This is a genomic window from Streptomyces sp. cmx-4-9 (assembly GCF_046548835.1).
In the GTDB taxonomy this organism is placed as follows: domain Bacteria; phylum Actinomycetota; class Actinomycetes; order Streptomycetales; family Streptomycetaceae; genus Streptomyces.
Genome location: NZ_JAEBEE010000008.1, coordinates 98069 through 121265 on the forward strand (window position 1 = coordinate 98069; position 23197 = coordinate 121265).

At 73.3% G+C, this 23197-nt stretch carries 24 protein-coding genes; 13 read left to right on the plus strand and 11 right to left on the minus strand.

Features of this window, described 5'->3' with window-relative positions:
- Nucleotides 1–23: 23 nt before the first annotated feature.
- From ACLJTM_RS24620 to glnII, 3 genes are all read right to left on the minus strand, one after another.
- The gene (locus tag ACLJTM_RS24620) at nucleotides 24–623 is read right to left on the minus strand and encodes a rhomboid-like protein (protein ID WP_411105887.1); all 600 of its coding nucleotides are present in this window, start codon (nucleotides 621–623) and stop codon (nucleotides 24–26) included.
- A gap of 251 nt (nucleotides 624–874) precedes the next feature.
- Nucleotides 875–1480, minus strand: coding sequence for a winged helix-turn-helix domain-containing protein (locus tag ACLJTM_RS24625; protein WP_411105888.1), 606 nt, complete (start codon nucleotides 1478–1480; stop codon nucleotides 875–877).
- A gap of 450 nt (nucleotides 1481–1930) precedes the next feature.
- Nucleotides 1931–2950, minus strand: a complete 1020-nt coding sequence (gene glnII, locus ACLJTM_RS24630; protein ID WP_411105889.1) for a glutamine synthetase — start codon at nucleotides 2948–2950, stop codon at nucleotides 1931–1933.
- Nucleotides 2951–3143: 193 nt separating this feature from the next.
- Here glnII and ACLJTM_RS24635 point away from each other — a divergent pair, with 193 nt between their 5' ends.
- Nucleotides 3144–4082, plus strand: a complete 939-nt coding sequence (locus tag ACLJTM_RS24635; RefSeq protein WP_411105890.1) for a Gfo/Idh/MocA family protein — start codon at nucleotides 3144–3146, stop codon at nucleotides 4080–4082.
- 48 nt (nucleotides 4083–4130) lie between these two features.
- Here ACLJTM_RS24635 and ACLJTM_RS24640 read toward each other — a convergent pair whose 3' ends face one another.
- Both ACLJTM_RS24640 and ACLJTM_RS24645 read right to left on the minus strand, forming a co-directional pair.
- Nucleotides 4131–4667 carry a hypothetical protein gene (locus tag ACLJTM_RS24640; RefSeq protein ID WP_411105891.1) on the minus strand — a complete coding sequence of 179 codons (537 nt, stop codon included), beginning with the start codon at nucleotides 4665–4667 and terminating at the stop codon, nucleotides 4131–4133.
- A gap of 250 nt (nucleotides 4668–4917) precedes the next feature.
- On the minus strand, nucleotides 4918–5289 hold the full coding sequence (locus tag ACLJTM_RS24645) for an ArsC/Spx/MgsR family protein (RefSeq protein WP_411105892.1): 372 nt from the start codon (nucleotides 5287–5289) through the stop codon (nucleotides 4918–4920).
- Nucleotides 5290–5395: 106 nt separating this feature from the next.
- Here ACLJTM_RS24645 and ACLJTM_RS24650 point away from each other — a divergent pair, with 106 nt between their 5' ends.
- Nucleotides 5396–5647, plus strand: coding sequence for a hypothetical protein (locus tag ACLJTM_RS24650; protein ID WP_411105893.1), 252 nt, complete (start codon nucleotides 5396–5398; stop codon nucleotides 5645–5647).
- A gap of 6 nt (nucleotides 5648–5653) precedes the next feature.
- Here ACLJTM_RS24650 and ACLJTM_RS24655 read toward each other — a convergent pair whose 3' ends face one another.
- On the minus strand, nucleotides 5654–6832 hold the full coding sequence (locus ACLJTM_RS24655; protein ID WP_411105894.1) for a PP2C family protein-serine/threonine phosphatase: 1179 nt from the start codon (nucleotides 6830–6832) through the stop codon (nucleotides 5654–5656).
- Between the two features lie 89 nt (nucleotides 6833–6921).
- On the opposite strand from ACLJTM_RS24655, the gene ACLJTM_RS24660 reads away from it, so the two are divergent.
- The 3 genes from ACLJTM_RS24660 to ACLJTM_RS24670 all read left to right on the plus strand — a co-directional run bounded on the left by ACLJTM_RS24660 (nucleotide 6922) and on the right by ACLJTM_RS24670 (nucleotide 10090).
- Entirely contained in the window at nucleotides 6922–7677 is a 756-nt protein-coding gene (locus ACLJTM_RS24660) for a VIT family protein (protein ID WP_411105895.1), read from the plus strand.
- 90 nt (nucleotides 7678–7767) lie between these two features.
- Nucleotides 7768–8655: a TIGR01777 family oxidoreductase gene (locus ACLJTM_RS24665; RefSeq protein ID WP_411105896.1), complete on the plus strand. Its 888-nt coding sequence runs from the start codon at nucleotides 7768–7770 to the stop codon at nucleotides 8653–8655.
- 166 nt (nucleotides 8656–8821) lie between these two features.
- Nucleotides 8822–10090, plus strand: coding sequence for an FAD-dependent oxidoreductase (locus ACLJTM_RS24670; RefSeq protein WP_411105897.1), 1269 nt, complete (start codon nucleotides 8822–8824; stop codon nucleotides 10088–10090).
- A 79-nt stretch (nucleotides 10091–10169) separates the two neighbouring features.
- Here ACLJTM_RS24670 and ACLJTM_RS24675 read toward each other — a convergent pair whose 3' ends face one another.
- Nucleotides 10170–11609, minus strand: a complete 1440-nt coding sequence (locus tag ACLJTM_RS24675; RefSeq protein WP_411105898.1) for a regulator — start codon at nucleotides 11607–11609, stop codon at nucleotides 10170–10172.
- 173 nt (nucleotides 11610–11782) lie between these two features.
- Here ACLJTM_RS24675 and ACLJTM_RS24680 point away from each other — a divergent pair, with 173 nt between their 5' ends.
- The 5 genes from ACLJTM_RS24680 (at nucleotide 11783) to ACLJTM_RS24700 (ending at nucleotide 15175) form a co-directional block, all read left to right on the plus strand.
- Nucleotides 11783–12100 (plus strand): hypothetical protein, encoded by a 318-nt coding sequence (locus ACLJTM_RS24680; protein WP_411105899.1) that lies wholly within the window; start codon nucleotides 11783–11785, stop codon nucleotides 12098–12100.
- A 74-nt stretch (nucleotides 12101–12174) separates the two neighbouring features.
- Entirely contained in the window at nucleotides 12175–12972 is a 798-nt protein-coding gene (gene lipB, locus ACLJTM_RS24685) for a lipoyl(octanoyl) transferase LipB (protein WP_411105900.1), read from the plus strand.
- Between the two features lie 112 nt (nucleotides 12973–13084).
- Entirely contained in the window at nucleotides 13085–14032 is a 948-nt protein-coding gene (lipA, locus tag ACLJTM_RS24690) for a lipoyl synthase (RefSeq protein WP_411105901.1), read from the plus strand.
- A 236-nt stretch (nucleotides 14033–14268) separates the two neighbouring features.
- The gene (locus ACLJTM_RS24695; RefSeq protein ID WP_411106245.1) at nucleotides 14269–14466 is read left to right on the plus strand and encodes a hypothetical protein; all 198 of its coding nucleotides are present in this window, start codon (nucleotides 14269–14271) and stop codon (nucleotides 14464–14466) included.
- A gap of 10 nt (nucleotides 14467–14476) precedes the next feature.
- Nucleotides 14477–15175 (plus strand): DUF4191 domain-containing protein, encoded by a 699-nt coding sequence (locus tag ACLJTM_RS24700; RefSeq protein WP_411105902.1) that lies wholly within the window; start codon nucleotides 14477–14479, stop codon nucleotides 15173–15175.
- A gap of 131 nt (nucleotides 15176–15306) precedes the next feature.
- Here the strand turns inward: ACLJTM_RS24700 and ACLJTM_RS24705 are convergent, their stop codons facing one another.
- The gene (locus tag ACLJTM_RS24705; protein WP_411105903.1) at nucleotides 15307–15774 is read right to left on the minus strand and encodes an RDD family protein; all 468 of its coding nucleotides are present in this window, start codon (nucleotides 15772–15774) and stop codon (nucleotides 15307–15309) included.
- Between the two features lie 186 nt (nucleotides 15775–15960).
- On the opposite strand from ACLJTM_RS24705, the gene glnA reads away from it, so the two are divergent.
- Entirely contained in the window at nucleotides 15961–17370 is a 1410-nt protein-coding gene (glnA, locus tag ACLJTM_RS24710; RefSeq protein WP_411105904.1) for a type I glutamate--ammonia ligase, read from the plus strand.
- 163 nt (nucleotides 17371–17533) lie between these two features.
- On the plus strand, nucleotides 17534–18100 hold the full coding sequence (locus tag ACLJTM_RS24715) for a hypothetical protein (RefSeq protein WP_411105905.1): 567 nt from the start codon (nucleotides 17534–17536) through the stop codon (nucleotides 18098–18100).
- Between the two features lie 55 nt (nucleotides 18101–18155).
- On the opposite strand, the gene ACLJTM_RS24720 is transcribed toward ACLJTM_RS24715, so the two are convergent.
- A complete protein-coding gene (locus ACLJTM_RS24720) occupies nucleotides 18156–18809 on the minus strand; it encodes a TetR/AcrR family transcriptional regulator (RefSeq protein ID WP_411105906.1) in 654 nt (217 codons plus the stop codon).
- Nucleotides 18810–18896: 87 nt separating this feature from the next.
- Between ACLJTM_RS24720 and ACLJTM_RS24725 the strand changes: the two genes are divergently transcribed.
- Nucleotides 18897–19667: an SDR family NAD(P)-dependent oxidoreductase gene (locus tag ACLJTM_RS24725; protein WP_411105907.1), complete on the plus strand. Its 771-nt coding sequence runs from the start codon at nucleotides 18897–18899 to the stop codon at nucleotides 19665–19667.
- A gap of 12 nt (nucleotides 19668–19679) precedes the next feature.
- On the opposite strand, the gene ACLJTM_RS24730 is transcribed toward ACLJTM_RS24725, so the two are convergent.
- Together ACLJTM_RS24730 and aceE are read right to left on the minus strand one after the other, a co-directional pair.
- On the minus strand, nucleotides 19680–20198 hold the full coding sequence (locus ACLJTM_RS24730) for a DUF4240 domain-containing protein (protein WP_411106246.1): 519 nt from the start codon (nucleotides 20196–20198) through the stop codon (nucleotides 19680–19682).
- 132 nt (nucleotides 20199–20330) lie between these two features.
- Complete coding sequence (gene aceE / locus ACLJTM_RS24735; RefSeq protein ID WP_411105908.1) at nucleotides 20331–23015, minus strand: pyruvate dehydrogenase (acetyl-transferring), homodimeric type; 2685 nt, start codon at nucleotides 23013–23015, stop codon at nucleotides 20331–20333.
- Nucleotides 23016–23197 lie beyond the last annotated feature (182 nt).

Consider the following 23197-nt stretch of genomic DNA (forward strand, 5'->3'; position numbering starts at 1 on the left):
CAACCGAGGGCGGGTTACTCGTGTCATGTGACGGTCGGTGCCATTTTCCGGTGCTGTGCTCCGGAAAGACAATCGGCGGCCAGCGAGACCGCCACTCCGACCCCCAGTGCCGCCAGGTGCCCGGCGTCGGTGAAGGTGCGCCCGCGCCGCAGCACGGGCGCCGCGGCCAGTGCCAGCAGCCCCACCCGCGCGGCCGTGCGGACGGTCCCGCGCGGCAGGGCCGAGGTCAGGGCGCCGAGCACGGCGTTGAACCCGTAGCTGGTCCCCACGTCCAGGGCCCGCCGGGTCCCCGGATCCGGCGAACCGCGCAGGGCCCCGTACACCAGGACGGTGGCGCCGGTGTGGCCGAGGAGGAACACCGCGGCCGCCCACCAGGCGCCGTACGCGTACTCGGCGTACCCCAGGACCGCGACCAGCAGCAGCGCATAGGGCAGCGGCATCGGCTCCTCGACGACGAGGGCGCTGCTGACCAGCGTCTCCCAGCGCCCGGCCGCGAGGTTGTCGACGTTCGTCGAGCAGGACCGCAGCAGCTGCTCCCGCCGCGCGGGCCCGGTCCGCTCCAAGGCGTACGCCCCGAGCTGCACGGCGCCGGCGTAGACCGCTCCCCATGGCAATGGATTCACCCGGCCATGATCGGACACCACCCTGCGGCCGTCGTCGGCGGGCCCCAGGGCAGGCGCTGCGCTCCGCACGGACCGCCGTGTTTGCGGCCGTGTGCGTCGCCTCGGGCGCTCTGGGGCATTCCTCCGTACCCGGTGCGGACATCCCCGGCAGGGCTTCCGGGGGTTTCGTGCCGACCTGCGCCCTCGCCTGGCCGGCCGCCGGGCCCGTGCCCCGTAGCGGGGTACGGGCCCGGCGCCCGGCCGCGGGCCGGTCAGGGCGCGTACTTGTAGCCCACGCGGCGGACCGTCTGGATGGAACCGCGGTGCGCGGCGCCCAGCTTGCGCCGCAGGCGGGCGATGTGGACGTCCACGGTCCGGCCGTCGCCGACGTGCCCGTACCCCCAGACCGTGGTCACCAGCTGGTCCCGGCTGTGCACCCGGTGCGGGTGCGCCACCAGGTGGGCCAGCAGCTCGAACTCCAGGTACGTCAGGTCGAGCACCTGCCCGTCGACCTCGGCCGTGCGCTGCGCCGGGTCGATGCGGACGATGTGGTCGCCCGTGGGGCCGGCGGCGGCGGGGGTCGGGGCGGCGGCGGGGGCCTGCGGGACGCCGACGGCCTGCGGGGCGAAGGCGATCGGCGGCTGCTGGTCGGCCGGTACGAGGACCAGGTAGCCGACCATCGGCGGCCGGCCCGGCAGTGCCGGGAGGGTGTGCTGGGGGGCGGGGAGCCAGGTCGCCCCGGGCGGGAGCAGGTCCACCACGCGGGCCACCTCGTCCCGGTCCACGGCCCGCAGCCGGTGGCGGGCACTGGGCGGGAAGGGCGGCAGGGGGGCGGTCGCAGCGGAGGAAGCGGAGGTCAGGGTGCGGGTGTTGGCCATGAGTGGTCAGCTCTTTCACGCGGAGTGGACGGCAGGAGACGTACGGACGTCGTCGTACCGCGCAGACCGAAGGCCCCGGGGTTCTGCTGAGAGGTTCCGAGGCGTTAGAGGGCCGGCGCGTTCTTCGCGCGGCAACACACCCGGTCGAAATCATGGTCCTGACGGGAAGGCCAGAACGGCTCGAGGTCGCTGCGACCTGTCGAGGTGTGCAAGTAGCCGGCCATGCGCTCATTCAAGCAGAAGACCGGGGCGCGGGGCAGACCCCGTCTCAGCTGATGGAGCGGAATCTCATATTCCGCGAGTTGGTCTCCACCGGGCACGGGTAGGTACCCCCCTATTCCGGTCATCGCGGGCATGGAGACGCCCGCCGGGCACGGGGGCGCGGCGGGCGCAGGGAGCTCGGGCGGCACCGGGAGGCGCCGGGGGCTCGGGAGGCACCGGGCCGGTCCGTCAAACCAGGCCGTCCTTCTCCAGGCCGGTGCAGCAGGTGTCCGTGATCAGGCGGGTCACCACGTACGGGTCCACGTTCGCGTTGGGGCGGCGGTCCTCGATGTAGCCCTTGCCGTCCCTCTCCACCTGCCACGGGATGCGGACCGAGGCGCCGCGGTCCGAGACGCCGTAGCTGAACTCGTTCCACGGGGCCGTCTCGTGCAGGCCCGTCAGGCGCTCGTCGATACCGGCGCCGTAGTTCTTGACGTGGTCCAGCGGCTTGCTGCCCTCGCCCAGGGCCTCGCAGGCGGAGATGATGGCGCGGTAGTCCTCGCGCATCGCCCTCGTGGAGAAGTTGGTGTGCGCACCCGCGCCGTTCCAGTCGCCCTTCACCGGCTTCGGGTTCAGCGTCGCGGAGACGTTGAAGTCCTCGGCGGTGCGGTAGAGCAGCCAGCGCGCGATCCACAGCTGGTCGGAGACCTCCAGCGGGCCGACGGGGCCGACCTGGAACTCCCACTGGCCGGGCATGACCTCGGCGTTGATGCCGGAGATGCTCAGGCCCGCCGCGAGGCAGTGGTCCAGGTGCTTCTCGACGATGTCGCGGCCGAAGATCTCGTCCGAGCCGACGCCGCAGTAGTAGCCGCCCTGCGCGGCCGGGAAGCCGTTCACCGGGAAGCCGAGCGGCCGGGCGCCGTCGAAGAAGGTGTACTCCTGCTCGATGCCGAAGACCGGCTCCTGGCCCGCGAACCTCTCGGCGACCGGACGCAGCAGTGCGCGGGTGTTCGACTCGTGCGGAGTCATGTCGATGTTCAGGACCTCGCACAGCACGAGGACGTCGTCCCCGCCGCGGATCGGGTCCGGGCAGGAGAACACCGGGTTGAGGACGCGGTCCGAGGCGTGGCCCTCGGCCTGGTTCGTGCTCGACCCGTCGAAGCCCCAGACCGGCAGCGCGTCGCCGTCGCCGAGGACCTTCGTCTTGGAGCGAAGCTTCGCCGTCGGCTCGGTGCCGTCGATCCAGATGTACTCAGCCTTGTAGCTCACGGGCCCCATCCTCAGACTCTGCGGGTGCTGCCGGCCGCTGCTCCATCGCCGCGGTGATGACCGCAGCGTGCCCCGCCGCGATTTCCCTTCCGTTGCCCGGGTGTGAACCCCGTGTTACCGCCTCCGCCGCGCCGGCCGGGCGGGTCGTGCGGGCGGGTGGGGAGCACCCGTGCGGGTGGGGCAGACTGGGCGCGTGAGCCTTTCGCCTGATGTGAGCCCCGCCGGAGCCGACTCCGGGAACACCCGCCTGCCCCGGGTCGGGCTGCTGGGCACCGGTCCCTGGGCCCGGCGCACCCACGCACCGGCCCTCGCCGCCCACACCGGCTCCGAGTTCGCCGGTGTGTGGGGCCGCCGGCCCGAGGCCGCGGCCGAGCTGGCCGGCGCCTTCGGAGTGAAGGTGTACGAAGACCCCGACGCCCTGTTCGCGGACTGTGACGTCGTCGCCTTCGCCCTGCCCCCGGACGTGCAGGCCCCGCTCGCCGTCCGGGCGGCCGCCGCAGGCCGCCACCTGCTCCTCGACAAGCCCGTCGCCACCACTGTTCAGGACGCCCGCGCGGTGGCCGAGGCCGTGGCGCGCCACCAGGTGGCCTCCGTCGTCTTCCTCACCCTCCGGTTCGCCGAGCCCGCCGCCGGCTGGGTCGAGGAGCAGGCCGCGCGCACGGGCTGGTTCACCGCTGCGGCGCACTGGCTCGGAGCCGTCTTCCCGCCCGACGGCGCCCCCGGCGCCTACGCCGACTCGCCCTGGCGCAAGGCCAAGGGCGGCCTGTGGGACGTCGGTCCGCACGCCCTGTCCGTCCTGGTCCCGGTCCTCGGCGAGGTCACCTCCGTCAGCGCCACCCGGGGCCCCTCCGACGTGGTCCAGCTGGCGCTGCGGCACTCCGGTGGCGCGGCCAGCACCGCCGTCCTGTGCCTCGGCGCACCGACCGCGGCCGCCGGGGTGGGCGTGGAACTGCGCGGAGCCGAGGGCGTCTTCGAGCTGCCCGGCTGGAACGACGTGCCGGGCGCCTACGGGCGCGCGCTGGACGCCCTGCTCGACTCGGCCCGTACCGGGGTGCCGGATCCGCGCGGCGCCGCATTCGGGGCCCGGCTGACCGAGATCCTCGCCGAGGCCGAGGCGCAGCTGCCCGAGTGACGCCGGGGCGGGCCGCCGGGTGACGCCGGGGCGGGCCGCCGGGAGCGCCTACTTGATCAGGGCGTTCGCCACGATGACGACCAGGCCGATCGCGGCGTCCGCGAGGCCGAGCAGCAGGGCCTGCCGGAGCCGGTGGCCCACCCGGAGCGCGACGGTCGCACCCCAGGCGAACAGCAGCGCGGTGTTCACCCCGAGCCCGACCGCGGTCACCCCGTAGGGCTCCCACCCGGCGATCCCGGCGAGGACCAGCAGCAGGACGGTGGGGAGGGTGGCCGCGACCATCGGCCACTCGTTCCCGAGGGCCGCGGTCAGCAGCCGCCCCCGGTGTCCGGCCGAGCCGGGCCGGTGGGAGGCCAGGTGGTGCGCGTAGCCGTGCGCGAGGGCGGCCGCGGCGGCCGTGACGAGCACCCACCCGGCGTCGTGGAACGGGGTGTACTCCCCGCCCCTCTGGTCCAGTGCTGCCAGTAGTGCGCTGGCCAGGACCGTTCCGTAGACCCCGCCGAACAGCCAGTCGGCTCCCCGCCGGGGCGGGGGGAGGGGGCGGGTGTCGGGAGGGGGCCGCACGGGTGCCTGCTGCTCGGTCACATCGTCCCTTTCAGGTGGAAGATCCGGTTTGTCTGCCAGCTTCACCCTACGAGGAGCGGTGTGGGGACGAGATGAAGGAACGACCCCGCGGCCCCGGTCCGCAGTCGGCGGTCCGCGGCCCCGGTCCGCAGTCGGCGGTCCGCGGTCCGCGGTCCGCAGTCGGCGGCCCCGGTCCGGAGTCGGCGGTCCGCAGTCCGCAGTCCGCAGTCCGCGGCCCCGGTCCCCGGCCGGGCTCTGCGCCCCGCGGCCCTCAGGCCTTGCGGGACAGGGCCTCGCGGACCGCCTCCTCGGAGCGGGCGACCACGGCCGTGCCGTCCTCGGCGGTGATGATCGGGCGCTGGATGAGCTTCGGATGCGCGGCCAGCAGGGCGATCCACCGCTCCCGCGCCTCCTCGGTGCCCTCCCGCGGCAGCCCGGCCACGCCGGCCTCCCGGGCCAGCGGGTCCGCAGTGCGCGTGATGTCCCACGGCTCCAGCCCGAGCCGCCCGAGCACCTCGCGGATCTCGTCCTGCGAGGGCACGTCCTCCAGGTAGCGGCGCACGGTGTAGTCCGCGCCCTCGGCGTCCAGCAGGGTGAGCGCGCCCCGGCACTTGGAACAGGCGGGATTGATCCAGATCTCCATGCGCCGCAGCCTAGTCGGGGCCGTCCGGCCAGGGGCTTCTGTCAGTGGCCGCCGGTAGAATGGAGGACATACGACAGGACGCCAACTACCGTTTGGGAGGCTGTAGATGGCCACTGCCACCACCGTCCGGCCCGTCCAGAGGAAGCCACTGCCGGCGGGTCTGCCCCGCGAGTGGTACGAGAGCCACAACCGCCGTCTGAAGGCCATGCGGCTGGCCATATCCCTGCTCGACTCGGGGACGTACGACGCCCGGCGCGCCACGAACCGGAAGATCCGCACCATGGCCGTCCGGACGGGTCTGCGCCGGCCCTCGAACGTCACCTGCACGATGGTGCGCGCCTTCATCCGCGAGGGATAGCCCCGCTCAGCATCCGGCCTTCGGGAGGCCGGACCGGCCGCCCCGCTCCCCGAGCCGGGCGGCGGCCTCCCGCAGGCCCCGCGCCCTGCCCGGGGGCGCTGCCGTCCCGTCCAGCGAGAGCAGTAGCAGTGCCACGTCGTCGCGCGGGCCCCCGCTGAACTCCAGCAGGTCGTCCCAGATGGCCCGGACCAGGCCGCCCGGGTCCCGCGACAGCACCGGCACCCGCGCGGCCAGCGGGTAGAAGTGGCCCGCCCGGTCCCGGGCCTCGGTCACCCCGTCGGTGTACAGCAGCAGCCGGTCTCCGGGCGCCGGCCGCACCTCCGCCACCTTCGAGGACTCCGCGCCACCGAGTCCCAGGCCCAGCGGCGGCCCCGGCTCCACCGCCACCTCCTCCACCGAGGTCCCGCTCAGCAGCAGGGGCGGCGGATGCCCGCAGGAGACGAGCCGTACGAGGTCCTGCCCGGGCGGGAACTCCACGAGCACCGCCGTCACGAACAGCTCCGGATGCCCCTCGGCCCCGTCCGGCCGGGTCCCCTCCACCCGCAGCCGCCGGTCCAGCCGGGCCGCCACCGCCACCAGTTCCGTGTCGTCCAGCACCGCCTCGCGGAAGGCGCCCAGCAGCGCCGCCACCGTGGCGACCGCCGCCAGGCCGTGGCCCTGCACGTCGGCGACCAGGGCCCGTACCCCGAACGGCCCCGCCCGTACGTCGTACAGGTCGCCGCCGACCAGGGTGCCGCGCTGCGCCGCCCGGTACAGCCCGGAGCAGTGCACCGGGCCCACCCGCGGCGGCACCGGCGGGAGCACCGCCAGCTGCGCCGCCTCCGCCACCGTCCGCACGCTGACCAGCTGGGCGTCCCGGCGCCGCCGGACCAGCGCGATCACCACGCTCAGCAGTCCGACGGCTGCCACGGTGGCCAGGTCGGAGCCGCGGGCGTGGGCCACGCCGATGGCCGGCACGCCGAGCAGGACCAGCACCAGGGCGGCGAACACGGCGGTGCCCACCGCCCCGTAGGCGAAGGCCGCGACCGGGGGCAGCGCCGCCAGGAAGTACCCCAGCTCCACGTCGCCGGGGGTGACCGCCTGCGCGAGCACCAGCACCACCAGGGCCGCCACGGGGGCCAGGCGGGCCCAGCGGGGCGGTGGAGCCCCGCGCAGCCAGCCCGGCTCCTCGCGTCCGCGTCTCACCCCTCCACCCTGGTACCAGGCCCGCGTCCGCGCACCCCGGACCCGTCCCACGGGTGGCCGGGCCGGGCCGCGGCCGCGACAGTGGGGGCGTGACGGACGAAGAGGCCCCGCGCAGGACGCCGACCCCGGCGCACGTCGAAGCCCACGGCTCCGGGGGCGGCGGCGCCGGCGCGGCGATCAGCACCCGGCTCAACTGGCTGCGCGCGGGGGTCCTCGGCGCCAACGACGGGATCATCTCCACGGCCGGCCTGGTGGTCGGTGTCGCCGGCGCCACCACCACCCGCTCCACGATCCTGGCCGCGGGCGTCGCCGGGCTGCTGGCGGGCGCCCTGTCGATGGCGGCGGGGGAGTACGTCTCCGTCAGCTCCCAACGGGACTCCGAGCAGGCCGCACTGGAGCTGGAGCGCAAGGAGCTGGCCACGGAGCCGGAGGCGGAACTCGACGAGCTCACCGACCTGCTGGCCGAGCGCGGCCTCAGCCGGGAACTGGCCCGGGAGGCGGCCAAGCAGCTGACGGAGCGGGACGCGCTGCGCGCCCACGCCCGGGTGGAGCTGGGCATCGACCCCGACGAGCTGGCCAATCCCTGGCACGCGGCCCTCGCCAGCCTCGTCGCCTTCACCGTGGGCGCGCTGCTCCCCCTGTCGGCGATCGTCCTGCCCGGCTCCTCCGTCCGAGTCCCGGTCACCGTGGTGTCCGTGCTCGCCGCCCTCACCCTGTGCGGGGTGGTCAGCGCCCGGCTGGGCGCAGCCCCGGTCCCGCGCGCGATCCTGCGCAACGTCACGGGCGGCGCCCTGGCCATGGGAGTCACCTACGCGGTGGGCAGCTGGCTGGGGACCACCGCCTGACCCCGCCCCCGCGCCGCCCGGCGGGCCCGCGTGCCCCGCCGGTCGCGCGGCAGGGCCCCCGGGGAGCGCGCGGGCGGGCAGGATGGGGCCATGCGTATCGCGGTCACCGGTTCCACCGGTCTCATCGGCAAGGCCCTCGTGCAGTCCCTCCGGGCGGACGGGCACGAGGTGGTCCGCTTCGTGCGCCGGGCGCCAGCCGCCGCGGACGAGGCGCGCTGGGACCCCGCAGAGGGCACGGTGGACCCCGCCGGGCTGGCCGGTTGCGGGGCGGTCGTGCACCTGGCCGGGGCCGGGGTGGGGGAGCACCGCTGGACCGAGGCGTACAAGAGGGAGATCCGCGACAGCCGCGTCCTCGGCACCGCCACGCTCGCCGGGGCGCTGGCCGCCCTGGACGGGCCGCCCGCCGTCCTGGTCTGCGGCTCGGCCATCGGCTACTACGGGGACACCGGCGACCGGCCCGTGGACGAGGACGCCCCCGCCGGGCGGGGGTTCCTGCCTTCGGTCTGCGTCGAGTGGGAGGCGGCGGCGCAGCCGGCCGCGGCGGCCGGGATCCGTACGGTCTTCGCCCGGACCGGCCTGGTCGTGGCCAAGGAGGGCGGCGCCTGGGGACGGCTGTTCCCCCTCTTCCGGGCGGGCGCCGGCGGCCGGCTCGGCAGCGGGCGCCAGTTCTGGTCGCACATCTCCCTGCACGACGAGGTCGCGGCCCTGCGGCACATCATCGACACCCCCGCCCTCACCGGCCCCGTCAACCTCACCGCCCCCGAGCCGCGGACCAACCGCGAGGTCACCGCGGCCATGGCCCGGGTGCTGCACCGGCCCGCGCTGCTGCCGGTACCGGCAGCGGCTCTGCGGATCGTGCTCGGGGAGTTCTCCGACGACGTGCTCGGCAGCCAGCGGGTGCTGCCCGCGCGGCTGCTGGACTCGGGGTTCGTCTTCCGCGACCCGGGCATCGAGGACGCAATCCGCGCCGCGCTCTGAGCCCGCGGGCGACCACCGTGCGACCACCGTGCGACCGTTTGTGACCCGGATGCGACCGTTGTGCGACCGGATCTGACCGCAATAGCCGACCGAACTCGGGTTCCCCTGGAGTCCGTTGGGGGAAGGAGGAACCCCACACAGCCGCGCCGACCTCGGGGAGGGGCACGTGCTCAGCAGCGCACACCATGCCGCACACCATGCGGACGTCGTCATCGTAGGAGCCGGGGTCTCGGGACTCGCGGCCGCACACCACCTGATCGCGGCGGGGGTCACCGTCACCGTCCTGGAGGCCGCGGACGGCTCCGGCGGCCGGATGGCCACCGAGTCCGCCGACGGGTTCCGGCTGGACCGCATCGGCCAGCTGCTCACCACCTCGTCCGCCGAACTCACCCGCACCCCCGGCCTGGAGGACCTGGTCCTGCGCCCCTTCGCGCCCGGCGTCCTGGTCCACGGCGAGGGGCGGCAGGTCCGGGCCGGGGCGCTCACCCCGGCCCGCGCACTGGCCAGCGGCTCCCTCGACCAGGCCCGGCTCAGCGCCGCCCTCGGCCGCCTCGCCGCCCTGCCCGAGGAACGGCTGATGGCCCGTACGGAACGGACCGCGTCCGCCGCCCTGCGCTCCCGCAGCCTGCCGCCGCGCTCCGCCGGGACGGTCCTGCGGCCGCTGCTCACCGCCCTGCTGCGGGACCCGGAGCTCACCACCTCCAGCCGGGTCGCCGACCTCGCCCTGCGCACCTTCGCCCGCGGCCGCCTCGCCGTCCCCGAGGGAGGGGCCTCGGCGCTGCCCGCACTGCTCGCCGCCGGACTGCCGCCCGGCACCGTCCGCACCGGCATCCGGGTCCGCTCCGTGGCGGCCAACCTGGTCACCACCGAGGAGCACGGCGACTTCCGCTGCCGCTCCGTCCTGCTCGCCACCGGGGCCCGCGCCGCGGCCCGGCTCCTGCCCGGCCTGCGCGTGCCCGGCTTCCACGAGGTGACCGTCCTGCACCACGCCACGCCCGCCCCGCTGCCCTGGGACGGCTCACTGCTCCTGGACGGCGACCCCGGGTGGCCCGTGGCCCACACCGCGGTGATGAGCGCGGTCGACCCGACGCGGGCCCCGGCCGGCCGCAGCCTGGTCACCACGACCGTGTTCGGCCCGCCGCCGCCCGTCCGCACGGTCGCCTCCCGGCTGGCCCGGCTGTACGAGAGCGCCACCCGGGACTGGGAGCTGCTGGCCGTCCACCACACCCCGGAGGCCGTGCCCGCGATGCCCCCGCCCTTCGACCCGCGGCGCCCGGTACGGGTCGTGGCCGGGCTGTACGTGTGCGGCGACCACCGCGACACGAACACCGTGCCGGGCGCCCTGCGCTCGGCACGCCGCGCCACCACCGCCGTCCTGCGCGATTTCGGCATCCCGCTCCCCGCCCCGGAACCCGTCCTCCCGGTGGCGGCCTGAGCACCACTGCCGCCGGCCCGGCCCCCGGACGGGGCCGGGCCGGGCCCGTCCGGGGGCCGGGCCGGGCCGGCCGGCGGCCCTAGGAGAGCGCGGCCACCCGGTCCCGGTAGGTCCGTACCGCCGAGGCGTCCCGGAAGGGCTCCAGGCGCCGCTCGAAGTCCCGGACGTACTCCACGGCACGCACCGACCGCATCTCCATGGCCTGCTGCGCCGCCTCCGCGCCCAGGGCGCACGCCTGGTCCAGCTCACCGAGCCCCAGCCGGGCCGTGGCCAGCACCACCCGGCAGAACAGCCGTGAGCGGGCGTAGCCCGGGGCCCGCAGCTGCAGGGACCGCTCGGCGTGCTGCGCCGAGGCCCGGTACTGCTGGAGGTCCCGGTGGCAGTGCCCGAACTCGTCCGCCAGCTGGGCCTCGTCGAAGAACCGGCCCCAGTGCGGGACGTCGTCCCCGGGCCGGGCCGCCCCCAGCGCCCGCTCGGCGCGCACCAGCGAGGCCGTCGAGGCGCGGACCTCGCCCAGCACCGCGTGGCCCCGGGCCTCCGCCGCGTGCAGCAGCGCCTGCACCACCGGGGGCGGGCCGGAGCCCACGCCCTGCTGGGCCACCCGGGCCAGCTGCACCGCCTCCCGGCCGTGCCCCAGGTAGACCGCCTGCCGGCTCATGGTGACCAGCACGTAGCTGCCGTAGGACCGGTCGCCGGCCGCCTGGGCGAGGCGCAGCGCCTGCACGAAGTACCGCTGCGCGAGCCCGTGCGCCGCGATGTCGTAGGAGGTCCAGCCGGCGAGCCGGGTGAGGTCGGCGGCGGCGGAGAACAGCCGCCGCCCGGTGGTCTCCCCGTAGGTCCCGCGGAGCATCGGCTCCGCCTCGTGCTCCAGGTACCGCACCAGCGCCTGCCGGGCGTGCCCGCCGCCGTAGGCCTGGTCCAGGGTGCAGAACAGCTCGCTCACCGAGCGCAGCGCCGCGATGTCGCCGCTGGTCACGCGCTGCCCCGGGCTGCGGTCGACCTGCCGCTGGCGGGGCACCGAGGACCGCCCCTGGACCGGGACCCGGGCCGCCGCCTGGTCCGCGCCCCGGCCCACCCGCTCGTCGGCCCGGCCGATCAGCCAGTCCCGGCTGGGCACGACCAGCCCGGCCGGGGTGAAGGCGATCTTCCGCAGCTCGGCGTGGGAGCCGGAGTCCTTGCGCCACAGGCCGCTCGCGATGTCCACGGCCTCCTCGGGCGTGGCCGCGAACTCCAGCCCCGCGTACACCGGCGCACAGGCGTCCAGGCCCAGGTCCTGCGCGGACAGCCGCCGGCCGAGGCGCCGGGTGAAGACCTCGGCGATCAGTGCGGGGGTGGTCCCGCGCGGCTGCTGCCCGCGCAGCCACCGGGTCACGGAGGTCTTGTCGTACCGCAGGTCGAGACCGTGCTCCAGACCGAGCTGGTCGACGCGGCGGGCGAGCCCGGCGTTGGAGAACCCGGCTTCCGCGATCAGTGCCGCGAGCTGCCGGTTGGGGACGCGCTGGGCAGGTCGTTCCGTCATCGGCTCCACGGTCTCCTGACGTGACGGACCGGGGTCCCGGCCCTGTGAACGGCGTGAATGTAGCGGCGAACACCGCCTGGACCGCCCTGTCTGTCCCACATTCATCCGATCGTGTGCAGAATCTGCGGGGCCCTTTACGGACGCAGCCTTCCGGCCCGCGTACGCTGCGCCCCATGAACCGCCGTTCCAGCCGGGCGCGCCGTCCCGGGGCGGGTCCCAGGTCCGCCGCCCCGCTCCCCCCGCTGCCGCAGCCCGAGCTGACCGAGGCGGAGTGCCGCCGCTGCGGGACCCTCATCGCGGGGCTCGACGGCCGGTACGCGTGCGGGGTGTGCGGCTGGGTGAACGACCACTCGGAGGGGCACCGGCGGCTGCCGCGGGCGGACGAGGACCCGGACCGGCCGGCCACGGGCCGGCGCCGGCCCGCGCAGCGGCCCGGCCCGGCCGCGGACGGGCCGGGGGCGGCCTCGCCGCAGCCCGGGACGGGGCCCTGACGGGGCCCGGACGCGCCGCCGTACCCTTGCCGGTGGATACGTGCACACAGCAGGTTCAACGAGGAGGCGCCGCGGTGGCTGAGCTTGGGTTTGTCCATCTGGGCTTCGGGCCGGATGCGGTCGAGTACACCGAGGCCTGGGAAGAGCAGCGCCGCGTGCACGCCGCGCGGTTCGCGGAGGAGACCGGGGACACCTGCCTGCTGCTGGAGCACCAGCCCGTCTACACCGCCGGCCGGCGCACCGACCCCGCCGAGCGCCCGCTGGACGGCACCCCGGTCGTGGACGTGGACCGCGGCGGCAAGATCACCTGGCACGGACCCGGCCAGCTCGTCGGCTACCCGATCATGAAGCTGCCCCGTCCGGTGGACGTGGTCGCGCACGTGCGGCGGCTGGAGGAGGCCCTGATCCGCACGGCCGCCGACTTCGGCCTGGAGACCACCCGCGTGGAGGGGCGCTCGGGCGTCTGGGTGCTGGGCGACCCCGCCGAGGACCGCCCCCGGCTCGGCGGCCTGTCCCTCGACTTCGACCCGCGGACCGCCGACGAGGAGTTCGACCCCCGGCTGAACGGCCCCGAGTACGCCCCCTCCAACGCCGGCCAGCGCCGTGAGGACCGCAAGCTCGCCGCCATCGGCATCCGGGTGGCCAAGGGCGTCACGATGCACGGCTTCGCGATCAACGTGAACCCGGACAGCACCTGGTTCGACCGGATCATCCCCTGCGGCATCCGGGACGCCGGTGTGACCTCGCTCTCCTACGAGCTGGGCCGCGAGGTCACCATCGCCGAGGTGCTGCCGGTGGTCGAGCGGCACCTGAAAGACGTACTGGAACACGCGGAGCTCCAGCCCCGCGCGCCCCGGTCTGCCGCGGGCTGAGGCCCCCGGGGGAATGCGCCCGGCCACCCCCGGGTTGGCCGACGTAAGAGCGTATGAAATTACGGGCGTACCCTGGTGGGCGCCGAAGAATCGAAGTCACAGGGAGCCGGTCGTGTCCGCAGTCGCACCCGACGGACGCAAGATGCTGCGCCTGGAGGTCCGTAACGCCCAGACGCCCATCGAGCGCAAGCCCGAGTGGATCAAGACCCGGGCGAAGATGGGTCCCGAGTACACCAAGATGCAGGCCCTGGTGAAGGGCGAAGGACTGCACACGGTGTGCCAGGAAGCCGGTTGTCCCAACATCTACGAGTGCTGGGAGGACCGCGAGGCCACCTTCCTCATCGGCGGCGACCAGTGCACCCGGCGCTGTGACTTCTGCCAGATCGACACCGGCAAGCCCGAGGCCCTCGACCGCGACGAGCCGCGCCGCGTCGGCGAGTCCGTGGTGACCATGGACCTGAACTACGCCACCATCACCGGCGTCGCCCGCGACGACCTGGCCGACGGCGGCGCCTGGCTGTACGCGGAGACCGTGCGCCAGATCCACGAGCAGACCGCCGGCCGCGAGAGCGGCCACACCAAGGTCGAGCTCCTGGCCCCCGACTTCAACGCCGTCCCGGAGCTGCTGGAGGAGGTCTTCGCCTCCCGTCCCGAGGTCTTCGCGCACAACGTCGAGACGGTGCCCCGGATCTTCAAGCGGATCCGCCCCGGCTTCCGGTACGAGCGCTCGCTGGACGTGATCACCCGGGCCCGCGCGTACGGTCTGGTGACCAAGTCGAACCTGATCCTCGGCATGGGCGAGGAGCGCGAGGAGGTCTCGCAGGCCCTCAAGGACCTGCACGAGGCCGGCTGCGAGCTCATCACCATCACGCAGTACCTGCGTCCGTCGCCGCGGCACCACCCCGTCGAGCGCTGGGTCAAGCCGCACGAGTTCGTGGAGCTGGCCAAGGAGGCCGAGGAGATCGGCTTCTCCGGTGTGATGTCGGGCCCGCTGGTCCGCTCCTCGTACCGGGCCGGACGCCTCTACCAGCAGGCGATGGAGAAGCGCGCACGCGTGTGACGCGGCCCACCCCGCGGAGTCTGTGAACTCGCGCACAAAGTCATACCAGGCAGTAACACCGCACTGACGCGGCCCTAGGCTTCTCCACGAGGAGTCCGGCGGGCCGCGTCATTGTTTCGGAAACGTTTGACCGGCCGGCCATGCGCTGGTAACACCGATCAGTGACGATGGGTCCACGCACCGCACACAGCACCGCACCCCTGGCAGACGTGAGCTCCGTGAAAGGGATCGACATCATGCAGGCCGCGCCCGTACGCGCCATTGCCATCCCGTCCGTGACCGACGCCTTCCGCGGCATCGAGTCCCTGCTGATGAGCGGCGCCCGCCGCAACGCCTGGACGGCCGTCCTGGAGGACCGCCGCCGGGCCAAGGACAGGGTCGAAACCGAACACGTACTTGAGGCCGCGGCGACCCGGGCCCCGCAGGCCACGTAAACTTCGCTGTATGGCGAGGAAGTCAAACGCAGAGACTGCTGCGAACCCCGGGCGACTGAAGCAGATCGCCCTCACGTACAAGATGACGCGCAAGGCCGACCCGAAGGTCGGTCTGATCGTCGCGGGCGTGGGAATCGTCACCTTCGGTGTCTTTCTTGCGATCGGCTTCCTGATCGACCACCCGGTCTACCTGGGCATCCTGGGCTTCCTGGTGGCGTTCCTCGCGATGGCGATCGTCTTCGGACGACGGGCCGAGCGGGCTGCCTTCGGGCAGATGGAGGGACAGCCGGGCGCGGCCGCGGCCGTTCTGGACAACGTGGGACGGGGCTGGACCACCACCCCCGCCGTCGCGATGAACAAGAGCCAGGACATCGTCCACCGGGCCGTCGGCAAGGCCGGCGTGGTGCTGATCGCGGAGGGCAACCCGAACCGGGTGAAGCCCCTGCTCGCGAACGAGAAGCGGAAGCTGGCCCGGATCATGCCGGACGTGCCGGTCCACGACTTCATCGTGGGCAACGGCGAGGGCGAGGTGCCGCTCAAGAAGCTGCGCACCACGCTGCTCAAGCTGCCGCGCGTGCTGGCCGGCCCGCAGATCACCCAGGTGAACGACAAGCTGCGCGCCATGGGGGACCTCATGAGCAACATGCCGCTCCCCAAGGGTCCGATGCCCAAGGGCATGCGGATGCCGCGCGGCGGAAAGATGCGCTGATCATCCGCTGACCCGTTCTCCGTATACGACAGGGAGGTGCCCCCGAGCCAGGGCTCGGGGGCACCTCCCTGTCGTATGCCCTGCGGTCTGCGCCCTACGCCCGCCGGTTCCGGGCGCGGGGCCGGACGGCCCTAGGTGCGGACCTGGACGGCGCGGGAGAGCCGGTCGTGGAGGCCGCGGCCGTCGCGGTCCCAGACCAGCGCGGGGACCAGCAGGGCCAGCAGCAGGGTGCGCAGCACCACGCGGCCGAAGCCCAGCCGGCCGCCGTCCTCGGCGATCACCCGGAGCCGGACGATCCGCTTGCCGGGGGTGAAGCCCAGGGTGCCGACGGTGACCAGGCTGAGCAGGACGAACAGGGCGAGCGTCCAGTTGCCCGTGCCCGCCGGCTCGCCGTGCGTGATCAGCCCGTACGCAATCACCTGGCAGGCGATCCAGTCGATGGCCACCGCGCCCAGCCGGCGCCCGAAACGCGCGACGGCGCCGGGGCCGTACTGCGGGAGGCCGAGGCGCTCGCCCCGGTACCCGAAGTCCACGCCCATCTCCTCGGCCGCCGCGCGGGGGCCGGAGAGCCATGATCCGATTGCCTGCCTCTTGTCCACCCGAACACGGTACCGGTGCCGCTGCACGCCCCTCCGGCGGGACCCTGGTTAACTTGTGCGAAACAAATGGGTCATGCTTGGGAAATCCCGTCTGCTTATGGTCGGGTCAGCGTGCGGCACCGCACTGACGCACCACGAGCTATAAAAACCCGCCCCGGCCCCGGGGCCGGGAGTAGGAGGAGTTGGATGTTCCAGAACGCCGACGAAGTGAAGCAGTACATCGAGGAGAACGACGTCAAGTTCGTCGACGTCCGCTTCTGCGACCTGCCTGGTGTGATGCAGCACTTCACCATCCCGGCTCGGGCATTCGACCCGGCGGAGGAGCTCGCCTTCGACGGATCCTCCATCCGCGGCTTCCAGGCGATCCACGAGTCCGACATGGCGCTGCGTGCCGACATCACCACCGCGCGCCTGGACTCGTTCCGCAAGGACAAGACGCTCAACATCAACTTCTTCATCCACGACCCGATCACGGGCGAGGCCTACAGCCGCGACCCGCGCAACGTGGCGAAGAAGGCCGAGGCGTACCTCGCCTCCACCGGCATCGCCGACACCGCGTACTTCGGCCCCGAGGCCGAGTTCTACGTGTTCGACAGCGTGCGCTTCGCGACCACCGCGAACGAGAGCTTCTACCACATCGACTCCGAGGCCGGCGCCTGGAACACCGGCTCCGAGGAGAACAACCGCGGCTACAAGGTCCGCTACAAGGGCGGCTACTTCCCCGTCGCCCCGGTCGACCACTTCGCGGACCTGCGCGCCGAGATCTCCCTTGAGCTGGACGCCCAGGGCCTCCAGGTCGAGCGCCAGCACCACGAGGTCGGCACCGGCGGCCAGGCCGAGATCAACTACAAGTTCAACACGCTGCTCGCCGCGGCCGACGACCTGATGCTCTTCAAGTACGTCGTGAAGAACGTCGCCTGGCGCAACGGCAAGACCGCGACCTTCATGCCGAAGCCGATCTTCGGCGACAACGGCTCGGGCATGCACGTGCACCAGTCGCTGTGGGCCAACGGCGACCCGCTGTTCTACGACGAGGCCGGCTACGCGGGCCTGTCGGACACCGCCCGCTACTACATCGGCGGCATCCTCAAGCACGCCCCGTCGCTGCTGGCGTTCACCAACCCGACGGTGAACTCCTACCACCGCCTGGTGCCGGGCTTCGAGGCGCCGGTCAACATGGTGTACTCGCAGCGCAACCGCTCCGCCGCGATGCGTATCCCGATCACCGGCTCGAACCCGAAGGCCAAGCGCGTCGAGTTCCGCGCCCCGGACCCGTCGTCCAACCCGTACCTCGCCTTCTCGGCGCTGCTGCTCGCGGGCCTCGACGGAGTCAAGAACAAGATCGAGCCGATGGAGCCGATCGACAAGGACCTCTACGAGCTCTCGCCCGACGAGCACGCGAGCGTCCCGCAGGTCCCGACCAGCCTGGACGCGGTCCTCAAGGCCCTGGAGGAGGACCACGAGTACCTCCTGGCCGGCGGTGTCTTCACCCCCGACCTGATCGAGACCTGGATCGACTACAAGCGCACGCACGAGATCGCCCCGATCGCACTGCGTCCGCACCCGCACGAGTTCGAGATGTACTTCGACCTCTAGGTCGCACTCGCTCGAACCGGGCGTCATGCCTGATGGGAGGCCCCCCGCCACGCTCCACGGAGCGCGGCGGGGGGCCTTTCGCTTTGACAGGGCGGCAGGGCCGGGTGAGGGTTGAAATGACCTAAACGCCTGGTAAGCGAGACATGTGCGGAGGTGCATGAGAATGCGCCGTAAGATCGTTGCGGCGGCCCTGGCCGGCGCCGCGGGAATCACGATAGGTCTGCTGCCCGTCGCCAGCGCCTCGGCCTCGGTCCTCACCGGAAGCGGCGGCGGGGGCGGGAACGGCGGCTACGACTGCTACCGGTACCCCTCGAACCGTTCCGACGCCCGCTACGACTACTGCTGCAACCACGACTGGCGCGAGCGCCCCGCCTGGTGCTGGGACCAGGGCGGCGTCGGCGGGTACAACGACAACTGGCGCGACCACGGCAACTGGCGCGACGACGCCGGCTGGCGCAACTCGAACTGGAACGACTCCGGCCGCGGCGGCTACAACGACTGGGGCCACCACGGTGACTGGGGCAACGGCCGCGGCGGTGACGGCGGCAACTGGGGCGGCGGCAACGGCGGTGACGGCGGCAACTGGGGCGGTGGCGGCAACGGCGGTGATGGCGGCCACGGCAACTGGGGCGGCGGCGGCAACGGCGGCAACGGCGGTGACGGCGGCGGCAGCTGGGGCGGCGGTGGGGGCGGCGGCGGAGGCGGGGGCTGGGGTGGCGGCGGCCGCTGACGCCCGTACCGAAGCCACGTAGGGATGCAGGGCCGATGCCCCTGCTGCGCCGGACTCAGCGCAGCAGGGGCATCGCGCCGGTCAGCTCGCGCAGACAGCGGACCGCGAGCTCGGCGGGGGAGCCCGGTCCCGAGACCGGGGCGTCGGTGGCCGACCACAGCTCCAGGGAGACGCGGATCGCGTCCGTGGCGGCCGCGGCCAGCAGCCGGACGCCCAGCAGGTCGGCGCCCGGGCCGGCCAGCCGGGACAGCACCGGCACCAGGCGCTCCTCGGAGTCCTGGTTCACCCGGTACCAGACCGCGCGCAGGGCCTCGTCGGTCGCCGCCGCGCGCAGCAGGCCGCGGGTGACCTCCAGCCCCTCCGCGACCGTCTGCGGGCCGCTCAGGGAGCGGGTGACGGCCCGTTCCAGGGCCTCGGCGAGCGGGGTGCCGGGGTCCTCCTCGGCGAGCAGCGCCCGCCAGGTGTCACCGCCGCCCGCGAGCAGCGGGGCCACGGCCTCCTGCTTGTTGCGGAAGTAGCGGTAGAACGTGCGCAGCGCGACCCCCGCCCGGTGGGCGATGTCCTCGGCGGTCGTGCCGTCGGGGCCGTGTTCGGCGAAGAGCTCGCAGGCCGCGCGGGCGATGTCGAGCTGGGTGGCGGCCTTGCGGCGCTCGGTCAGGGACTGGGCTCCGGGGCCGGCCTGGGGGGAGTACGGACGGGGAGATCTCACGGAGTGAAGCGTACCGCGCGCCCCCTGCCGGGAATGCGCGCTTTGACACTCTGGCAAAACGTGTCAGCCACTCGGTACCCTCCCCCCATGAACCGTTACGAAGGACGTCGCGTCCTCATCACCGGCGGCGGATCCGGCATCGGCCGGGCCACCGTGCACCGCATCCTCGCCGAGGGCGGCCGGGTCCACGCCGTGGACATCAGCGAGGAGGGCCTTGCGGCCACCGCCGGGCGGGCCGCCGCCGAAGGCCGAGCGGACCGGCTGAGCACCGCCCCGCTCGACATATCCGACGAGGCGGCCGTACGGGCCGGGGTGGCCGCCGCCGTCGGCATCCTCGGCGGACTCGACGTCCTCGTCAACGCCGCGGGCATCCTGCGTTCCGCACACACCCACCACACCCCGCTCGACCTGTGGAACCAGGTCATCGGGGTCAACCTCACCGGCACCTTCCTGATGATCCGCGAAGCGGTCCCGGCGCTGCTGGAGGGCGACCAGCCGGTCGTCGTGAACTTCAGCTCCACCTCGGCGTCCTTCGCCCACCCCTACATGTCCGCCTACGCGGCCAGCAAGGGCGGCATCCAGTCCATGACCCACGCACTGGCCGCCGAGTACAGCAAGCAGGGCCTGCGCTTCGTCTCCGTCGCACCCGGGTCCATCGAGAGCGGCATGACCACGGGCGACGGCCCCGGCCTGCCCGAGGACACCGACTGGTCGCTGTTCACCAAGCTGGCCCCGGCCCTCGGCCAGGGCTTCGCCGGCCCGCAGACCGTGGCCGGCGTGGTGGCGATGCTGGGCTCCGAGGACGGCGCCTTCATCACCGGCACGGAGATCCGCATCGACGGCGGCACCCACTGCTGAACCGCGCCCGGATCAGGCCCTGAAGCGGTCCCAGAGCCGGGGGAAGCGCTCCGCGAGCACGGCTTCGTCCTCGAAGTCCAGCGGGGCGCCCTCCGGCTCCGCGGGCTGCAGCGGCACCCCGAGGTCCGGGGCCACTGAGCCGGTCAGCTGTTCGTAGGCCTCGTCGGCCGCGTACCCCAGCTCCTCGCCGTCCCCGTCGATCTCCTCGTCGAAGTCCCCCAGGAGTTCCGCCAGGTGGTCGGGGTCGTGGACGCCGCCCTCGAAGACCTCCCGCCCCTGGCCGATCAGCCAGCAGCGGAAGTAGTCGAAGGCGTCGTCGCTGGCCCCGTCGAGCAGGACCCAGGCGGCCCCCCACAGGTCCCAGGTGTAGGCCCGGTTGTACCGCGACTCGAAATGCCGGGCGAAGTCCAGGACGGAGTCCGGGTCCAGCTGCGCCAGCCGTTCCACGAGCAGCTCGGCATGCTCCTCGGGGTCGCCCTCGGCGGCCTCGCGGGTACGGTCGACGATCTCCCAGAACTCCGTCTCGTCCATCACGGCTCCAGCATCACGGGTCCACCCCCGCACCGCCACCTCGCACGCCGTGAAAGGCCGGTGTCCGACCCCCTCGGGGGCCGGACACCGGCCTTTCACGTCCTCCCCGGGCCCGCGGCGGGGCCCCGGGGCCTACAGGCCGTAGCGCTCGCGGGCCTCCTTGACGGCGGACGCCGGGACCTCGCCGCGGCGGGCGAGCTGGGCCAGCGCGGCCACCACGATCGACTGGGCGTCGACACCGAAGTGGCGGCGGGCGCCCTCACGGGTGTCGGAGAGGCCGAAGCCGTCCGTGCCCAGCGAGGTCCAGTCCTGCTCGACCCACTGACTGATCTGGTCCGGGACCTGGCGCATCCAGTCGGAGACGGCGAGCACCGGGCTGCTGACGCCCTCCAGCGCGCGGGTGACGTACGGGGTGCGCAGCTCGCCGCGCAGCAGCGCCTCGTCGCACTCCAGCGCGTCGCGCCGCAGCTCGCCCCAGGAGGTGGCGGACCAGACGTCGGCGGCCACGTTCCAGTCGGCGGCCAGGAGACGCTGCGCGTCCAGGACCCAGTGGATCGCCGTACCCGAGGCCATCAGCTGGATCTTCGGCGCGTCGGCGGCCGGGGCCTCCTGCGCCAGGTCGGCCGCCGTGTTGAAGCGGTAGAGGCCCTTGAGGATGCCTTCCTCGACGCCCTCGGGCATCGCGGGCTGCACCTTCGGCTCGTTGTAGACCGTCAGGTAGTAGAAGACGTCTTCCGGCTTCTCGCCGTACATCCGGCGCAGACCGTCCTTGACGATCACCGCGATCTCGTACGCGAAGGCGGGGTCGTAGTTCAGCGACGCCGGGTTCGTGGACGCGATCAGGTGCGAGTGGCCGTCCGCGTGCTGCAGGCCCTCGCCGGTCAGGGTGGTGCGGCCGGCGGTGGCCCCGACGATGAAGCCCTTGCCGAGCTGGTCGGCGAGCTGCCACATCTGGTCGGCGGTGCGCTGCCAGCCGAACATCGAGTAGAAGATGTAGAAGGGGATCATCGGCTCGCCGTGCGTCGCGTACGACGTGCAGGCGGCGATGAAGTCGGCCATCGCGCCGGCCTCGGTGATCCCCTCGTTGAGGATCTGGCCGTCCTTGGCTTCCTTGTAGTACATGAGCTGGTCGCGGTCGACCGGCTCGTACGTCTGGCCCAGCGGCGAGTAGATGCCGGCCGACGGGAAGAGGGACTCCATGCCGAAGGTACGGGCCTCGTCGGGGACGATCGGCACCCACCGCTTGCCGGTCTCCTTGTCCCGCATCAGGTCCTTGACGAGCCGGACGAAGGCCATGGTGGTGGCCATCTCCTGCTTGCCCGAGCCCTTGAGCAGCGGGGCGAAGGAGCGGTCGGCCGGAGCGGGCAGGGCCACGTGCCGGACCTTGCGGGCCGGGGCCGGACCGCCGAGGGCCGCGCGGCGCTCGTTCAGGTACCGGACCTCGGGGCTGTCCGCGCCCGGGTGGCCGTAGGGCACGACGCCGTCGGCGAAGGCGCTGTCCGGGATCGGGAGGCCGAGGAGGTCCCGCATGTCCTTGAACTCGTCGATCGTGAGCTTCTTCATCTGGTGGTTCGCGTTCTTCGACTCGAACCCGGCGCCCAGCGTGTAGCCCTTGACCGTCTGCGCGAGGATGACCGTGGGCGCGCCCTTGTGCTCCAGGGCGGCCTTGTACGCGGCGTAGACCTTGCGGGGCTCGTGGCCGCCGCGGGAGCTGTGGAAGCACTCCGCGACCTTCGCGTCGGACAGCACGCCGGCCAGCTGCACGAGCTCGGCGTTGGCGCCGAAGAAGTGTTCGCGGATGTAGGCCACGTCGCGGGTCGCGTACGTCTGGAACTGCGCGTCGGGTACCTCGCGCAGGCGGCGTACCAGGGCGCCCGTGGTGTCGAGCTGGAACAGCTCGTCCCAGGCGGAGCCCCACAGCGACTTGATGACGTTCCAGCCGGCGCCGCGGAACTGGGCCTCCAGCTCCTGGACCACGCGGAAGTTGGCGCGGACCGGACCGTCGAGGCGCTGCAGGTTGCAGTTGATGACGAAGGTCAGGTTGTCGAGCTGCTCGCGGGAGGCGAGGGCCAGGGCGGCGGTCGACTCGGGCTCGTCCATCTCGCCGTCGCCGAGGAAGGCCCAGACGTGCGAGTTCGCGGTGTCCTTGATGCTGCGGTTCTGCAGGTAGCGGTTGAAGCGCGCCTGGTAGATCGCGGACAGCGGGCCGAGGCCCATGGAGACCGTGGGGAACTCCCACAGCCACGGCAGGCGCCGCGGGTGCGGGTAGGACGGCAGGCCGTTGCCGCCGGACTCCTGGCGGAAGTGGTCGAGCTGCTGCTCGGAGATCCGGCCGTCGAGGAAGGCGCGGGCGTAGATGCCGGGGGAGGCGTGGCCCTGGATGTAGAGCTGGTCGCCCGATCCGTCGGCCTCCTTCCCGCGGAAGAAGTGCTGGAAGCCGGTCTCGTACAGCCACGCGGCGGAGGCGAAGGTGGCGATGTGGCCGCCGACGCCGTACTTGGAGCCGCGGGTCACCATGGCGGCCGCGTTCCAGCGGTTCCACGCGGTGATCCTGGCTTCCATCTCCAGGTCACCGGGGAACTCGGGCTCCGCGGAGGTGGGGATGGTGTTGACGTAGTCCGTCTCCAGCAGCTTCGGCAGGGCGAGGCCGGCGGCCTCGGCGTGCTGGAGCGTGCGGCGGAGCAGGTATTCGGCGCGGCGCGTACCGGCGGCCTGGGCGACGGCGTCGAGCGAGGCCGCCCATTCGGCGGTCTCCTCGGTGTCGCGGTCCGGGAGCTGGTCGAGCTCGCTCGGAAGCTTTCCTACGGGGTCGGACATCGGTGTGCGCCGCCTTCCGGACAAAGGAGAGGTGGTGAAGAAAATCCCTGACGGGCAGGACAGGGTCGATGGACCTGGTTGAGGTCCGGGTCGACTGTAAATCGCTGATCGATGATCGATCAAACGAATGTGACGACAAAATGACCCGCAGGCGAAAGTCGGCACCGCGTGCCAGTAAATCA

Excerpts from the sequence above, each read along its gene's own strand:
- ACLJTM_RS24680 (WP_411105899.1), top strand. The coding sequence starts at position 11,783 with ATGAACCGCCGTTCCAGCCGGGCGCGCCGTCCCGGGGCGGGTCCCAGG.
- ACLJTM_RS24625 (WP_411105888.1), bottom strand. The coding sequence starts at position 1,480 with ATGGCCAACACCCGCACCCTGACCTCCGCTTCCTCCGCTGCGACCGCC.
- ACLJTM_RS24675 (WP_411105898.1), bottom strand. The coding sequence starts at position 11,609 with ATGACGGAACGACCTGCCCAGCGCGTCCCCAACCGGCAGCTCGCGGCA.
- ACLJTM_RS24645 (WP_411105892.1), bottom strand. The coding sequence starts at position 5,289 with ATGGAGATCTGGATCAATCCCGCCTGTTCCAAGTGCCGGGGCGCGCTC.
- aceE (WP_411105908.1), bottom strand. The coding sequence starts at position 23,015 with ATGTCCGACCCCGTAGGAAAGCTTCCGAGCGAGCTCGACCAGCTCCCG.
- ACLJTM_RS24715 (WP_411105905.1), top strand. The coding sequence starts at position 17,534 with ATGCGCCGTAAGATCGTTGCGGCGGCCCTGGCCGGCGCCGCGGGAATC.
- ACLJTM_RS24665 (WP_411105896.1), top strand. The coding sequence starts at position 7,768 with ATGCGTATCGCGGTCACCGGTTCCACCGGTCTCATCGGCAAGGCCCTC.
- ACLJTM_RS24730 (WP_411106246.1), bottom strand. The coding sequence starts at position 20,198 with ATGGACGAGACGGAGTTCTGGGAGATCGTCGACCGTACCCGCGAGGCC.
- glnA (WP_411105904.1), top strand. The coding sequence starts at position 15,961 with ATGTTCCAGAACGCCGACGAAGTGAAGCAGTACATCGAGGAGAACGAC.
- ACLJTM_RS24700 (WP_411105902.1), top strand. The coding sequence starts at position 14,477 with ATGGCGAGGAAGTCAAACGCAGAGACTGCTGCGAACCCCGGGCGACTG.
- ACLJTM_RS24725 (WP_411105907.1), top strand. The coding sequence starts at position 18,897 with ATGAACCGTTACGAAGGACGTCGCGTCCTCATCACCGGCGGCGGATCC.
- ACLJTM_RS24695 (WP_411106245.1), top strand. The coding sequence starts at position 14,269 with ATGCAGGCCGCGCCCGTACGCGCCATTGCCATCCCGTCCGTGACCGAC.
- ACLJTM_RS24650 (WP_411105893.1), top strand. The coding sequence starts at position 5,396 with ATGGCCACTGCCACCACCGTCCGGCCCGTCCAGAGGAAGCCACTGCCG.